This window comes from Stenotrophomonas sp., from assembly GCF_031995405.1.
In the GTDB taxonomy this organism is placed as follows: Bacteria; Pseudomonadota; Gammaproteobacteria; order Xanthomonadales; family Xanthomonadaceae; genus Stenotrophomonas.
The window spans coordinates 14725-29783 of sequence record NZ_DAMAGC010000043.1; the positions used below are offsets into that span (position 1 = coordinate 14725).

Below are 15059 nucleotides of genomic sequence, written 5' to 3' on the forward strand. Positions count from 1 at the left end.
CCAGGCCGTCGCCGCTCTCGTTGACCAGCGCGATGTAGAAATTGCGCGCGTCCAGCAGCGTGCCGACCACGCCATGCACCTGCACGTAGAACTGCGCGAGGTTTTCGGCGCTCATCGCCATCTCGGCGATGTTGAACAGCGCCAGCTGCAGCTTCTCCGCACGTCGCCGCTCCACCACCTCGTCCTGCAGGCTGCGGTTGGCACGCTGCAGCTCCACGGTGCGGCGCTCGACCTGGCGTTCCAGCTGTACCTGTGCCTGGCGCCGGTCCATCGCGGTCAGGATGTGCTGGGCCACGTAACCCAGCAGCGTGCGGTCGGCCTCGTTGTAGCGCACCCGGTGCTCGTAGCTCTGGACCACGATCGCCCCGCACACACGGCCCTCGCGCAGCATCGGTACGCCAAGCCAGTCCAGGCTCTCCGGGCCACGGCTGGGGTCGTACTCGTCGTTCATCGCCGCCAGCAGTTCGTTGGACGGCCCGCTCAGCGGCTGCCCGTGGCGCAGCAGCGCGAAGGTCAGGCTGCGCGGCATTTCATGTTCTTCGTAACTGCGGTCCGGATCGGCGACGAAACTGTCGCGCTGGTCGGCGAAGTACAGGAAGCGTACCCGCCGGCGTACGTCGTCGTACTCGACGATGTAGCAGTTCTGCGCGTACATGAGCGAATTGAGCACGCGATGGAAATGCCGCAGCATCTCGGCCATTTCCAGGTCCGCACCGGCCAGGTCGGCGATCTCGTAGAGCGCCTGCTGCAGCCGCTTGGAGTTTTCCAGCGACTTGATCTGCTCGCGTTGCCGCGCCAGCGCCAGCGCGTCCTGCAGCGCACGCAGCGCGATCGCCCACCAGGCCTCGTCGGGCATGGCGTTGGCGCCGGTCAGCGCCCGCACCGCCAGCTCGCTGCCCTGGTGCTGCCAGCGGCGCAGCGCGGTGTGCACGCCGGCCGCGTCGCCCAGCAGCGCATCCAGCAGCTCGGCCGAGGCGCTTTCCGGCAGCGGATGCGCCTGGCAGCCTTCGCCCAGTCCCGGGTCCGACCACGCCACGGCCACCTGTGCATCGCCGGGAAGCAGCGCGCACAGGGCCTGCGCGAGCGCGGCGGAGACCACTGACTCACGATCCGGATGCCCCAAGGACGTCACTACCTGGCTGGACAACATGTTCATCTCTTCTGGCGCCGGATGCCCGGCACCTCCCCTGTGGCCTGAGCATAGCGCGCCGACCGGGGGGCAGTGGAAGCCCGCAACCCCGTTCATCGCCACGGGACGTTCAACGGGACATCGCCCCCTCCGCCCGCGCCCATGTTGTCCCCTGCCCCCGCGCCCACATCGCCCTGCTATGCGGAATCCGGCCCAGCGCTTACCCTGTGCGCCGTGGACGCCGCTGCCCTGCCAACCGATGAATCGCTGATGCTGGCCTGGGCCGGTGGCGAGCTGCCTGCGTTCGAAATCCTGTATGCGCGCCACCGCAGCCGCCTGTACAGCTTCCTGCTGCGCCAGCTGCGCGATGCGGCGCTGGCCGACGAGATGTTCCAGGACGTATGGCAGCGCGTGATCGCCGCGCGTGCCGGTTGGCAACCCGATGCGGCCTTCACCACCTGGCTGTTCCGCATCGCCCACAATCGGCTCAACGATCACTGGCGTGCGGCGCGGCATCGCCCACCCGCCCCCGGTGATGCCGAGGAGCGAGTCGCCCGCATGAGCGACACGCGTACGCCGGAAACCCAGCTGTCCGAGTTCGAACAGCGCCGCCGGCTGCAGCTGGCCATGGAACAGCTGCCCGACGAACAGCGCGAGGTACTGCAGTTGCGCCTGGAGCAGGAGCTGAGCCTGGAGGAGATCGCCGAGATCACCGGCGTGGGCCGTGAGACCGTCAAATCGCGCCTGCGCTACGCGATGGACAAGCTGCGCGCGGGGTTGACCGAATGAACCGCTCCGCGCCACTGACCCCGGAAGAACGCGAGCTGGCGCGCCTGCTCGGCCGTACCGCGCCCACTGCACCGCCAAGCGCGCTCGACGAGGCCGTGCTGGCGGCCGCGCGGGCGTCGCTGCACCCGCAGCCGGTGGCCGCCGCAGGCGCAGCAGCGCCAAGCCCTGACCACGGCATCCCGCGCCGGCGCCGTACCCGCTCACGACTGCCCGCCGTGATCGGGCTCGCCGCCTCGGTGGTATTCGCCGTGGGCATCGCCTGGCAGCTCAAGCCCGACGCACCGCAGCCACCGCCCAGCGCCGCCCCGTCGGCTGCCGTCGAGGCGCTGCCCGCACCCGCAGCGGCGCCGGTGGCCCCCGAGGCACGCCGCGCTGAAACCCCGATGGCGGCGGCCGACGTGGCCGAGGTGGCCACGGCACCCGCAGCGAAACAGTCCGCGCCGCCGGCGCCGCCACGCGCCGACACGCGCGAGCGGTCCATCACTCCGCCCGTGCCCGCCCCGATCAAGGCCGCACCGCTGCCGCCGCCCGCGCCGGCGCCGGCCGCCCCGGTGGCCGCCGCACCGGCGTCCCAGGCCTACGCGATGGACGCCGCGCCAGCGCCTGCTTCCGCACCTGCTTCTGCGCCTGCGCTGGAGAAGATCACCACCACCGGCAGCCGCGTACGCCAGCAGGCCGCGGAGTCCCGGTCCGCGCCGATGGCGGCCGAACCCGCGCGCAACGCAGCCGGAGCACCCGGGGTGATGCGCCGCGCGGCGCCAGCGGCCGTGAGCGGCACGTTGTCCGACAGCGCAGTCAACGCCGCCGTCGACGCCGATGCCGCGCTGCCACGCAAGCAATGGCTGCAGCGGATCCGCGAACGCCGCGACAACGGCGACGTGGATACCGCGCGCGCCAGCCTCGAACGCTATCTGCAGCATTATCCGGAAACCCGCGTCCCGCGCGACGTGCGTCCGCTGCTGGACCACTGACGCGCCCGCTCGCGGCCATCCCACTACAATGGTGGGAATGTCCGACACGCTCGCCACCCCCGTCAGCCACAGCCTGGAGATCAAGCACAGCCGCTTCATCGCCCATGCCGTGCCCATCGAGGACGCGGCGGCGGCCCTGGCCTTCCTGCAGCAGGTGGCCGTGCCCGACGCCACCCACAACTGCTGGGCCTACCGGCATGGCGGCGAGTACCGCTCCAGCGACGACGGCGAACCGGCCGGTACCGCCGGGCGCCCGATCCTGGCGGCGATCGACAGCCAGGGCTTCGACCGGGTGATGGTGGTGGTGATCCGCTGGTATGGCGGCATCAAACTGGGCGCCGGCGGTCTGGTCCGCGCTTACGGCGGCACGGCCGCAGAGTGCCTGCGCACTGCCCCACGGCAGCCCTTGATCGCGCTGGCCGCGCTGCGCATCCTCGCCGGTTTCGAGGATCTGGGCACCCTGCACGCCGCCCTGGCCGGTCACGGCGCCGAAAAACTGGACGAACGCTTCACCCCGTCGGGGGTCGAGCTGCAGGTCCGTTTGCCGGCCGATCAGGCCGACCCGTTGAAAATCCGCCTGCGCGACGCCACCCGTGATCGTATCCGCATCGAAACATGCCCCGAACCAGGCCATCTGAATGACTGATACCTCCCCCGCGCCGGCCCCGGCCGTGCGTCAGCTCGGCAGCCTGGGCACGCTGTGGCCGTTCGTGCGTCGCCACACCGGGTTGTTCGTGGCCTGGCTGGTGGCCCTGGCGCTGTCATCGGTGGCCACGCTGAGCCTCCCACCGGCGGTGAAGCTGATGATCGATCACGGCTTCAACGACAGCGGCCAGATCAACCGCGCGTTCGCCCTGTTGTTCCTGGTCGCGGTGCTGCTGGCGCTGGCCACCGCCGCGCGTTTCTTCTTCGTGTCGCTGCTCGGCGAAAAGGTCGTCGCCGATCTGCGCAGCCGCCTGTACGCGCACCTGATCGCACTCGGTGCCGGTTTCCACGACCGCAGCCGCAGCGGCGAACTGGTGTCCCGGCTCACCGCCGACAGCGAACTGCTGCGCAGCGTGATCGGCTCCACGATGTCGGTCGCGCTGCGCAGCAGCGTCACCGTGGTGGGCAGCCTGGTGATGCTGTTCGTCACCAGCCCCCGCCTGGCCGCGTGGTCGCTGGTGGGCATCCCGCTGGCGGTGTTGCCGATCATCATCGGCGCACGCCGGCTGCGCAACATCTCGCGCGCCAGCCAGGACCGCGTCGCCGATGCGAACAGCCTTGCCGCCGAAACCCTCGGCGCGGTGCGCACGGTGCAGGCGCATGCGCGCGAACCGTACGAACGGGGTCGCTTCAACGCGGCACTGGCCGAATCGATCCGCGCCGCGCGGCGCCGCATCGGGGCACAGTCGATCGTCACCGCCACCGCGATCGTGCTGGTGTTCGGCGCGATCGTCGGCGTGCTGTGGCTGGGTGCGCACGATGTCATCGACGGCGAGATGACCGCCGGTACGCTTGGGCAGTTCGTGCTCTACGCGCTGATCGGCGGCGGCTCGGTCGGCGCCCTGGCCGAAGTGTGGAACGAACTGCAGCGCGCGTCCGGCGGCATGGGCCGGATCGCCGAACTGCTGCAGGAAGACATCGAAATCACCACCCCGGCCGATCCGCTGCCGCTGCCTGCGCCGTTGCGCGGCGAGATCCGCTTCGACGATGTGGTCTTCCATTACCCGCAGCGCCCGGATACCGCCGCGCTGGAGCATTTCAACCTGCACGTACGCCCCGGCGAGACCGTGGCCCTGGTCGGTCCGTCCGGCGCGGGCAAGAGCACGGTGCTGTCGATGCTGTTGCGCTTCCACGATCCCGCCTCGGGCAGCATCCGGGTCGATGGCGTGGACGTGCGCCGGGTCGATCCGGCGCAGTTGCGCGCGCAGCTGGCACTGGTGCCACAGCAGCCCACCCTGTTTGCCAGCACCGCGCTGGAGAACATCCGCTACGGGCGCCTGGAGGCCACCGACGAAGAGGTGCAGCGCGCCGCTGAAGCGGCCGAAGCCGATGAGTTCCTGCAGGCGCTGCCCGACGGCTACCTGAGCGAACTGGGTGAGCGTGGCGCACGCCTGTCCGGTGGCCAGCAGCAGCGCATCGCGATCGCCCGTGCACTGCTCAAGGACGCGCCGATCCTGCTGCTCGACGAAGCCACCAGCGCGCTGGATGCGCAGAGCGAGCGCGCGGTGCAGCAGGCGCTGGAACGGCTGATGGCCGGGCGCACCACGCTGGTGATCGCACACCGCCTGGCGACCGTGCTCAAGGCCGACCGCATCGTGGTGATGGACCATGGCCGCATCGTCGCGCAGGGCACCCATGCCGAGCTGCTCGCCGAGGGTGGCATGTACGCCGAACTGGCCAGGCTGCAGTTCATCGAGTGATGACGCACCGCTAACGTCGGGCGTTGCATGGTGCGCATCAGGTCATCGATGCGTGCCACCGCAGGAGGTCTTGCATGTCGTTCCGACAGTTCCCCGCCACCGACGCCAACGGCGAAAGTTACGTCATCGTCGAGTTCAAGGAAGAGCAGCCAGACAAAGGCGCGCCGGCCGACAACAGCGCGCGCTATGAGCTGGCCGATGGCCGCCATCTGGTACGTGACGGCCGCCAGTTCCGCACCCGCGGCGGCGAGTTGATCCTCACCACCTGAGCACCCGCCGCACGGCGATCGGTGTCAAGAAAAATAGTTTGCGAAACACTGGTCATTTTCTGGCCAGCCTTCTTGACAGCCTTTCCCGGCAAGGGCTGCGCGCGGTTATCCACATGTTTGTGCGCAACTCATCCACACCCCCTGTGGATGAATGCGGCGTTGCAGCACGTCAGCACGTCAGCGCGGCAACACCCGGCCGATTCCGGACGCATCGATTTCCTGCGCCGCGCGCTGCAGCGCCGCCGCATCGCTGCCAGCCACGAAGCCCACACGGAAATGCACCTCACCGGCCGGCGTGCGCGAGGAATGGATCGACGCCAGGCTCACCGCATGCCGCTCGAACACGTGCAGCAGTTCACGCAGCGACCCGGGGCGGTCCTCGGGCAGGTGCACGCTGATCGCATTGCGTTCGGTCAGGTCGGCCAGCAGGTAGCCGACCCGCTCGAAGGTGTAGTTGCCTTCGGCCAGTACCGCCTCGCCCTGGCTGTCACGGTTGTCCAGCAGCAGGTGCTGGCGGAAGGCCGCGCGGGCAGCGTCATCGCCCTGCCCGACCTGATCACGCAACTGCTGCAGCTGGCCCAGCAGGCGGTCCAGCATCGGGCCCACGTGCGGGTTGCCGAACTGGATGTCTTCGTAGATGGCCGGGTTCAACGACAGGATGCGCGCGATGATCGCCGTGTCCAGTTCGAACGATGCCGAGCGGTACGGCATCAACGCCGGCAGCGCGCCGAGCAGGGGCGCGTACTCGCGCAGCACGCCGGCCTGGGCCAGGTGCGTGGCGTGCACCATCGCCTGCACCAGCGCCATCACCTGGTCGTGGTGGGCGGGCGTGGCACGCACGCACTCGGCCTCCAGCGCGTCGCACAGCTGTTGCACCCAGGGCTGCCACTGCGACAACCGCGCCTCGCAGACCACCATCACCCGGCCCTTCAGCGTCGGCGCCTTGGGCGGTGCGGTCATCGGATGCAGCCCCACCACCTCGGCCTGCGAAGCCAGCATCGCCGCGACCGGGTCGCTCTTTACCGAGGTCACATCCAGCCACAGGCGCCCGGCCTCGCGCCCGGCCGAACGCGCCACGTAGTCGGCGATCAGCGCAGGCGTGTGGCGGATGGGGGCGGAGAAAACCAGGACATCGGCCCGCTGCAGCAGCAGCTCCGGATCGTCCGAGTGCGGATCGGCCGGATCGTGGCCGATTACCTCCAGGCCCATGCGCCGCTCGAGGAACCCCCGCAGCCAACGCCCGTAGGCGCCGGCGCTGCCGACGATGCCGACAACCGGTGCTGCCCTCACGCCAAGCGCTCGGGCACGAAGCGCTGCGGCAGGGCCAGCGCGGCCGGCGCGGCGGCCAGCACGTCGAACTCTTCATGGCCGTTGGCCAGGGTGGTTTCCAGCGCCACGTGCACGCCGGCGATGGCGCGCGAGATCGCCTGCTCGAACGCTTCGCCGCGCAGCAGGAACGCCACCAGTAGCGACATCAGCACATCGCCGGTACCGGCCACGTCCACCGGCAGGTGTGGCGAGGACCAGCGCCAGATCGCATCACGGCTGACCGCCAGCGTGACCAGCTGTCCCGGGTCACCGCCGACGCTGTGGGCGAGCACCCATTCCGGCCCCCGCGCGAGCAGGGTCTGCGCGGCGGCGATGGCCTCGTCCTGGGCCAGGCTCGGCATGCCGGTCAGGCGACCGAGTTCGAAGGCGTTGGGAGTGACCAGCCAGGCATGCGGCAGCAGGCGTTCGGCGAAGACCTTTTCCAGGCCCGGCTCAACGTAAGGGCCGGTGTGGGTGTCGCCGATCACCGGGTCCAGGCAGTAGCGCAGCTGCGGTGAAGACGGCAACACCGCATCGAGCCAGTCGGCGAAGGCCGCGCCGTTGCCGACGCTGCCGAAATAGCCGGAAATCAGCATCCGCGCCCGCTGTGGCAGCCCGCGCTCGCCGGCACCCAGCAGCAGGTCGGCGAACCAGTCCGACGGCAGCACGCGGCCCCGGGTGGTCTCGTAGAACGGCGCATTGCTCAGCAGCGTGGTGGGGATTTCGGCGACGCGCACGCCCAGTGCGCGCAACGGCGGCACGGCGGCGCTGTTGCCGGCGTAGCCGTACACCAGCTGCGACTGCACCGAGATGACGTCGACCGGCGACGGACCGTCCGGGCGCTGGCGGCGTCCATGGACCAGATGGCTTTCGAGGGATTCGTTCATGCCGGCATTTTACGCCTGCCGCCCCGCATGGCGGCGATGCCGGGTAGAGCCACCCCATGGGTGGCTGCGCACGGTGCCGGATCCAGGTGCAGCCACCCATGGGGTGGCTCTACCTGGCGATGCATGAAAAAGGCCCGCTGTCGCCAGCGGGCCTTCGTCACGTGCGTTGAATCGCGGGTCGCTTACGAGGTCATCCGATCCCAGAAACCCTTCACGCCGTCGATGAACGTCGCCGACTTCGGCGAGTGCTTGCGCGCTTCGTCGCCGGTGAAGGTGGTTTCGAACTGCTCCAGCAGCTTGCGCTGTTCGGGGGTCAGGTTGACCGGGGTCTCCACCACCACGCGGCAGTACAGGTCGCCTTCGCTGCGGCTGCGCACCGAACGCACGCCCTTGCCACGCAGGCGGAACAGCTTGCCGGTCTGGGTTTCGGCCGGAATGCGGATTTCCGCATAACCGCCCAGGGTAGCCACGCGCACGGTGTCACCCAGCGCGGCCTGCGAGATGCGGATCGGCACTTCGCAGTGCAGGTCGTCGCCGTCGCGCTGGAAGATCGCGTGCTCGCGCACCCGCACTTCCACGTACAGATCGCCCGGCGGGGTCCCGGCCGGACCGGCCTCGCCTTCGCCGGACAAGCGGATGCGGTCGCCGCTGTCGACGCCTGCAGGCACCTTCACCGACAACACCTTGTCTTCCTCCACACGGCCATTGCCGTGGCAGGTCTTGCACGGGGTCTGGATGATCTTGCCGCGCCCGTTGCAGTTGTGGCACGCCTGCTGCATCGCGAAGATGCCGCGCTGGATGCGCACCTGGCCGTGGCCATGGCACACGCTGCAGGTATCCACCTTGCCGTCTTCGGAGCCACTGCCGTTGCAGTCGTCGCATTCGGCCAGGGTCGGAATCTCGATGCGGCGTTCCACGCCCATCACCGCTTCTTCCAGGTCCAGCTCCATCACATAGCCGACATCGGCGCCGCGACGGGCCTGGCGCTGGCCACCACCACCGGCGCCGCCGAAGATGTTGCCGAAGATGTCACCGAAGATATCGCCCATGTCCGGGCCGCCGGGGCCACCACCGCCACCGCCCATGCCATGCTCGAAAGCCGCATGGCCGTGCGCGTCGTACATGCGGCGCTTGTTGCTGTCGGACAGGGTTTCGTAGGCTTCCTTGCACTCCTTGAAGGAGGCTTCGGCCGCGCTGTCGCCCGGGTTGCGGTCCGGGTGGAACTTCATCGCGCAACGGCGATAGGACTTCTTCAGCTCTTCTTCGGTCGCGGTGCGGGAGACGCCCAGCACTTCGTAGTAATCACGCTTGCTCATAGGGTTGAATCGGGTTCCGGTGGTCGGGATTCGTCAAAGCGGAAGAGCGGAACCAGGTCCGCTCTTTCGCCGGGGCGCCCCGACAAACCGCAGGCGGCTGCCAGGACCTAGGGGGAAACAAGCACGGGACGTTGCCTGCGCAACGTCCCGCGTCCTGTCCGGATCAGGACTTCTTGTCGTCCTTGACTTCGGTGAACTCGGCGTCGACCACATCGTCGTGCGCGCCGTTGTTGGCACCGGCGTCCGGACCCGGGGCGGCACCGCCCTGCTCGGCTGCGGCCGAGGCGGCAAACAGGGCCTGGCCGGCTTCTTCCAGGACCTTCGACTTGGCTTCGATCTGCGCCTTGTCGTCGCCCTTCATCGCCGTTTCCAGGTCGGCCAGCGCCGACTCGACCTTGCCGATCACATCGCCACCGACCTTGCTGCCGTGCTCGGTGATCGCGGTACGGGTACCGTGGATCAGGGCGTCGGCCTGGTTGCGGGCCTGCACCAGCTCATGGAACTTCTTGTCTTCTTCGCGGTTCGCTTCCGCATCGGCGACCATGCGCGCGATCTCGTCCTCGGACAGACCCGAACCGGCCTTGATCTCGACCTTCTGTTCCTTGTTGGTCTTCTTGTCCTTGGCCGACACGTGCAGGATGCCGTTGGCGTCGATGTCGAAGGACACTTCCACCTGCGGCATGCCACGCGGGGACGGCTCGATGCCGGAGAGGTCGAACTTGGCCAGCGACTTGTTGAAGCGGGCCTGCTCGCGCTCACCCTGCAGCACGTGCACGGTCACGGCCGACTGGTTGTCCTCGGCGGTGGAGAACACCTGCGAGGCCTTGGTCGGGATGGTGGTGTTCTTCTCGATGATCTTGGTGAACACGCCGCCCATGGTTTCGATGCCCAGCGACAGCGGGGTCACGTCCAGCAGCAGCACGTCCTTGACGTCGCCGCCCAGCACGCCGCCCTGGATCGCCGCACCCAGTGCCACGGCTTCGTCCGGGTTGACGTCCTTGCGCGGTTCCTTGCCGAAGAATTCGGTCACCGCCTGCTGCACCTTCGGCATGCGGGTCTGGCCACCGACCAGGATCACTTCGCTGATGTCGCTCGAGCGCAGGCCGGCGTCGTTCAACGCCACGCGGCACGGCTCGATCGACTTCTTGATCAGCTCTTCCACCAGCGCTTCCAGCTTGGCGCGGGTCAGCTTGATGTTCAGGTGCTTCGGACCGGAGGCGTCAGCGGTGACGTACGGCAGATTCACTTCGGTCTGCTGGGCGCTGGACAGCTCGATCTTGGCGCGCTCGGCGGCGTCCTTCAGGCGCTGCAGGGCCAACGGATCCTTGCGCAGGTCGATGCCCTGGTCCTTGTTGAACTCGTCGACCAGATACTCGATGACGCGGTTGTCGAAGTCTTCGCCGCCCAGGAAGGTGTCGCCGTTGGTGGCCAGCACTTCGAACTGCTTTTCACCGTCGACGTTGGCGATCTCGATCACCGACACGTCGAAGGTACCGCCGCCCAGGTCGTACACCACGATCTTGCGATCCTTGTTGTCGCCCTTGTCCAGGCCATAGGCCAGCGCGGCCGCGGTCGGCTCGTTGATGATGCGCTTGACGTCCAGGCCGGCGATGCGGCCGGCGTCCTTGGTGGCCTGGCGCTGGCTGTCGTTGAAGTAGGCCGGCACGGTGATCACCGCCTCGGTGACGGTCTCACCCAGGAAGGCTTCGGCGGTCTTCTTCATCTTCTCCAGCACGCGGGCGGAGATTTCCTGCGGGGCCATCTTCTTGGCGTCGCTGGTCTGCACCCAGGCGTCGCCGTTGTCGTGGGCCAGGATGCCGTAGGGCACGTGCGCGATGTCCTTCTGGACTTCAGCGTCGGTGAACTTGCGGCCGATCAGGCGCTTGACGGCGTAGAAGGTGTTCTTCGGGTTGGTGACGGCCTGGCGCTTGGCCGAGGCGCCGACCAGGACTTCGCCGTCCTTGGTGTAGGCGACGATGGAAGGCGTGGTGCGATCGCCTTCGGCATTTTCGATGACGCGGGCCTTGCCGCCGTCCATGATCGCCACACACGAGTTGGTGGTGCCGAGGTCGATACCAATGATCTTGCCCATGAGGGAGACTCCTGAAAGTTCTGGGAACATCCGGCTGCTGCCGGGTTATGAATGGGATGTGGGGGACGGCTGGATCACATTCAAGCCACCCACCAAACACTGTGTCCGGTGGAAGCGCAACGCATTCAGCGTCGCGCAAGCCACCTCAATCGCGGGCGACCACGACCAGCGCCGGGCGCAGCAGGCGATCGTTGAGCAGGTAGCCCTTCTGGAACACCTGCACCACGCTGCCGGGCGCCGCGCCGGGCGCGTCGACCTGGCTGATGGCCTGGTGGTGGTCCGGGTTGAAGGCCTGGCCGGTCGGGTCGAGCAGGGTTAGGCCGTTGTCGGCGGCGACCTTGAGCAACTGCTTGTAGGTCAGCTCCAGGCCTTCGCGCAGCGGGCTGGGCTCGGTGCCGGCGGCACTCAGGCCGGCGTCGAGGCTGTCGAACACCGGCAGCAGCTCGCCCAGCAGCTTCTCATTGGCGAAGCGGCGCGCCTGTTCCACGTCGCGTGCCACGCGCTTGCGCTGGTTGTCCAGGTCGGCGCGCTCGCGCAGCGACTCGGCACGCAGCAGGGCGAGCTCGTTGTGCAGGCTGTCCAGCTGCTGCTGCAGGGACGGCTCGGCAGCCGGTTCACCGGCGGGATTCTGGGATGCGATATCGGGCTGATCTTGGTTCATTTCCGGATCCTTGGCGGTGACTCTCCGCCTCCACCCACCCCTATGTGGGCGCGGGGTGCGGATTCAAGAGTCCGATGCCAGGTTTATGCGCGATCGCGGGACAATCCGCCGCCCGCCGGGTCGCCTAGCGCGGCGCCGAGCACCTGCGCGGTAGCCTCCACCAGCGGAATCATGCGGTCATACGCCATCCGCTTCGGGCCGATCACCCCCAGCACGCCCAGCACCTGGCCGCCGGCCGAGTAAGGCGCGGTGACCAGCGAGACCCCTTCCAGCGGCATCACCCCGGTTTCTTCGCCGATGAAGATGCGCACGCCCGGGGCCTGGATGGTGCGTTCGAGCAGCTGCAGGATCTCGCGCTTGCTGGCAAACACATCGAACAGCTCGCGCAGGCGCTCCAGGTCGGACAGGTCCTGCACCCCCATCAAGCGGGTCGCCCCGGCCAGCACCATGTCATCGGCCGGCGGCACCATCGCCTGCTCGGCCAGCTCGATGCTGTGCGCCAGCAGCTGCTCCATTTCCGACTGGGCATCGCGCAGCTCCAGCAGCAGGCGCGCACGGATCTCGGCCAGCGGCCGGCCCGCGCAGTTGGCATTGAGGTAGTTGGCGACCTGCTCCAGCTCGCCCGGCCCGAAGGCACGGCGCGGCTCGATCACCCGGTTCTGCACTTCGTTGTCGGCAAAGACCAGGATCGCCAGCACGCGTCCGGCGTCCAGCGCCACGAAATCGATGTGGCGGAAGGCGAACTGCTCGCGGCGCGGGGCGCTGACCACGCCGACGAAGTGGCTCATCGCCGACAACAGCTCCGACGCACTGCCGAGCAGCGCCTGGGTGCCCGTGCCGGTGGCCAGCTCGCTGCGCAGCCGGCTCAGCTCGCCTTCGCCCGGCGGCTGCATCTTGACCAGGCTGTCCACGAACACCCGGTAGCCGTGCGCGGTGGGCACCCGCCCGGCCGAGGTATGCGGGGAACTGAGCAGGCCGAGGTCTTCCAGGTCGCCGAGAATGTTGCGGATGGTGGCCGGGCTGACATCCAGCCCGGCCAGTCGCGCCAGCGTCTGCGACCCCACCGGCTCGCCGTCCTGGATATGGCGCGCGATCAGCGTCCGCAGCAGATGGCGGGCGCGGGGAGCGAGATGGGTGGCGGAGGGGTGCATGGAATCAGCCTGTGAGACGCAACACTAGATAATGGCGATGGGGCCCGTTGGCAAGCCATCGGTACATCACGATTGATATCCGCGCATTGGAGCCGCCCCTCGCCCATGCTAGCGTTGCGCGGCTCGAGAACAGACAACCATGCTCAAACATCTATCGATCAAGGATTTTGCCGTCGTCCGCGCGACCGAACTCGAATTCGGGGCGGGCATGACCGTGGTTTCCGGCGAGACCGGCGCAGGCAAGTCGCTGATGGTGGACGCGCTCGGCTTCCTGTCCGGCCTGCGCGCCGACAGCGGCGTGGTTCGCCACGGCGCCGCCCGCGCGGAACTGTCGGCCGAATTCGCCCCCGGCGAGGACGCCCCGGCGCGGCGCTGGCTGCGCGAGAACGAACTGGACGACGAGGACCAGTGCCAGCTGCGCCGGATCATCCGTGCCGACGGCGGCTCGCGCGCGTGGATCAACGGGCGACCGGTCACCCTCACCCAGCTGACCGAGCTGGCGTCCACGCTGGTGGAAATCCATGGCCAGCATGAACAACAGGCGCTGCTTGCGCGGCCCTCGCAGCTGGCGCTGCTGGATGCCTTCGCACGCAACGAGGCCGAGCGCGGCCAGGTGCGCCAGGCGGCGGCGCGCTGGCAGGCGCTGGTGGACGAGGCCGAATCGCTGTCGCGCCAGGGCGATGTCAGCGACCGCATCGGCTACCTGGAACACCAGCTGGGCGAGCTGCAGCGTGAGGATCTGGAACCGGCCTCGATCGCCCAGCTCGGCAGCAGCCACCGCCGCCAGGCCCACGCCAGCGCGCTGATCGCCGCCTGCGATGTGGCCGTGGCGCGCCTGAACGGCGACGAGGACGTCTCCGCGCTGCAACTGCTGCAGCAGACCCGCCACGACCTGTCGCGGGTGGCCGAGCATGACCCGCGCCTGGGCGAGGTGGACGCCCTGCTCGACAGCGCCGCCATCCAGCTGGACGAGGCGCTGGCGCTGCTGGACCGCGTCCACGACGACCTGGACGCCGACCCCGAGCAGTTCGAGGACATCGAGCGTCGGCTCGGTCGCCTGCACGACCTGGCGCGCAAGCACCGCGTGCCGATGGAAGCGCTGGGCGAGCACCGCGACGCGATGGAAGCGGAAGTCGAGCAGCTGCGCGGCGCCGATACCCGGCTGCAGGCGCTGGCCGGCGAGATCGATCGCGCCGCCGGCCAGTGGCAGACCGTGGCCGAGGTGCTGAGCAGGAGCCGGCGCGAGGCCGCCAAGGCGCTGTCGGACACCACCACCACGCTGATCGGTGAGCTGGGCATGGGCGGCGGGCAGTTCCTGATCGACATCGAGCCGCAGACCGTGCTCAAGCCGGACCCCAACGGCGCCGAGCGGGTCGAGTTCCTGGTCGCCGCCAATGCCGGGCAGCCGCCGCGCGCCTTGCGCAAGGTCGCCTCCGGCGGTGAACTGTCACGTATTTCGCTGGCCATCGAGGTGGCCGCGCTGGGCCTGGACGCGGTGCCGACCATGGTCTTCGACGAAGTCGATTCGGGCATCGGCGGCGCGGTGGCCGACATCGTCGGGCACAAGCTGCGCGCCCTTGGCGAGAAGCGCCAGGTACTGTGCGTCACCCACTTGCCGCAGGTCGCCTCCAAGGGCCACGCGCATTACCGGGTCAGCAAGGCGCCGGTGGATGGCATGACCCAGAGCGCGGTGGAGAAGCTGGATCCCAAGGCCCGCGAGGAGGAACTGGCGCGGATGCTGGGCGGCGTGGAAGTCAGCAAGGAAGCCCGCGCGGCCGCCCGCAAGCTGCTGCAGGTCTGAGGACACGTACCGACCCACGGTCGGTACACACCGCGGCGGTAGTGCCGGCCGCTGGCCGACCCCCGACACACTCGACGCACTGCACCGCGGCCCCCTACAGGCGCCGGCGCCTCGCGCTGCCGGCCGCCCCCGCGACCATCACCCCAACGGGCGGGCCAGATCCACCCGCTCGACCAGGAAATCCAGCAGCGCGCGCACCCGCAGCGGCAGGTAGCCGCCCTGCCCCTGGAAGACCGCGTGCACTTCTTCCAGGTCGCCCGGGTTGGCCTGCTCCAGCACT

At 68.9% G+C, this 15059-nt stretch carries 13 protein-coding genes and 1 pseudogene; 6 read left to right on the plus strand and 8 right to left on the minus strand.

Going from position 1 to position 15059, the window contains the following annotated elements; translation table 11 throughout:
- Nucleotides 1–1156, minus strand: a 1156-nt coding sequence (locus RTO53_RS09875; RefSeq protein WP_312237627.1) for a GAF domain-containing protein, incomplete at its 3' end; no start/stop codon positions are given.
- Between the two features lie 243 nt (nt 1157–1399).
- Here RTO53_RS09875 and RTO53_RS09880 point away from each other — a divergent pair.
- From RTO53_RS09880 to RTO53_RS09900, 5 genes are all read left to right on the plus strand, one after another.
- Nucleotides 1400–1918: an RNA polymerase sigma factor gene (locus RTO53_RS09880; RefSeq protein WP_312237638.1), complete on the plus strand. Its 519-nt coding sequence runs from the start codon at nt 1400–1402 to the stop codon at nt 1916–1918.
- Entirely contained in the window at nt 1915–2889 is a 975-nt protein-coding gene (locus RTO53_RS09885) for a hypothetical protein (protein ID WP_312237628.1), read from the plus strand. The genes RTO53_RS09880 and RTO53_RS09885 overlap by 4 nt, the downstream gene beginning before the upstream one ends.
- Nucleotides 2890–2926: 37 nt before the next feature.
- Nucleotides 2927–3535 (plus strand): YigZ family protein, encoded by a 609-nt coding sequence (locus RTO53_RS09890; protein ID WP_312237629.1) that lies wholly within the window; start codon nt 2927–2929, stop codon nt 3533–3535.
- Nucleotides 3528–5294, plus strand: coding sequence for an ABC transporter transmembrane domain-containing protein (locus tag RTO53_RS09895; RefSeq protein ID WP_312237630.1), 1767 nt, complete (start codon nt 3528–3530; stop codon nt 5292–5294). The genes RTO53_RS09890 and RTO53_RS09895 overlap by 8 nt, the downstream gene beginning before the upstream one ends.
- A gap of 74 nt (nt 5295–5368) precedes the next feature.
- On the plus strand, nt 5369–5563 hold the full coding sequence (locus RTO53_RS09900) for a hypothetical protein (protein ID WP_312237631.1): 195 nt from the start codon (nt 5369–5371) through the stop codon (nt 5561–5563).
- A gap of 177 nt (nt 5564–5740) precedes the next feature.
- Here the strand turns inward: RTO53_RS09900 and RTO53_RS09905 are convergent, their stop codons facing one another.
- The 6 genes from RTO53_RS09905 to hrcA form a co-directional block, all read right to left on the minus strand.
- On the minus strand, nt 5741–6853 hold the full coding sequence (locus RTO53_RS09905; protein ID WP_312237632.1) for a prephenate dehydrogenase: 1113 nt from the start codon (nt 6851–6853) through the stop codon (nt 5741–5743).
- Complete coding sequence (gene pdxY, locus RTO53_RS09910) at nt 6850–7758, minus strand: pyridoxal kinase (protein ID WP_312237633.1); 909 nt, start codon at nt 7756–7758, stop codon at nt 6850–6852. Before pdxY ends, RTO53_RS09905 begins: the two co-directional genes overlap by 4 nt.
- A 182-nt stretch (nt 7759–7940) precedes the next feature.
- Nucleotides 7941–9074, minus strand: a complete 1134-nt coding sequence (dnaJ, locus tag RTO53_RS09915) for a molecular chaperone DnaJ (RefSeq protein ID WP_312237634.1) — start codon at nt 9072–9074, stop codon at nt 7941–7943.
- A 163-nt stretch (nt 9075–9237) separates the two neighbouring features.
- Nucleotides 9238–11166: a molecular chaperone DnaK gene (gene dnaK, locus RTO53_RS09920; RefSeq protein WP_312237635.1), complete on the minus strand. Its 1929-nt coding sequence runs from the start codon at nt 11164–11166 to the stop codon at nt 9238–9240.
- Between the two features lie 145 nt (nt 11167–11311).
- Complete coding sequence (gene grpE / locus RTO53_RS09925; protein ID WP_312237636.1) at nt 11312–11827, minus strand: nucleotide exchange factor GrpE; 516 nt, start codon at nt 11825–11827, stop codon at nt 11312–11314.
- A gap of 83 nt (nt 11828–11910) precedes the next feature.
- Nucleotides 11911–12978 carry a heat-inducible transcriptional repressor HrcA gene (gene hrcA, locus RTO53_RS09930; RefSeq protein ID WP_256774014.1) on the minus strand — a complete coding sequence of 356 codons (1068 nt, stop codon included), beginning with the start codon at nt 12976–12978 and terminating at the stop codon, nt 11911–11913.
- Between the two features lie 139 nt (nt 12979–13117).
- On the opposite strand from hrcA, the gene recN reads away from it, so the two are divergent.
- Complete coding sequence (gene recN / locus RTO53_RS09935; protein ID WP_312237637.1) at nt 13118–14779, plus strand: DNA repair protein RecN; 1662 nt, start codon at nt 13118–13120, stop codon at nt 14777–14779.
- A gap of 138 nt (nt 14780–14917) precedes the next feature.
- On the opposite strand, the pseudogene RTO53_RS09940 reads toward recN, so the two are convergent.
- Nucleotides 14918–15059, minus strand: a pseudogene (locus RTO53_RS09940) (LysR family transcriptional regulator); the annotation flags it as partial.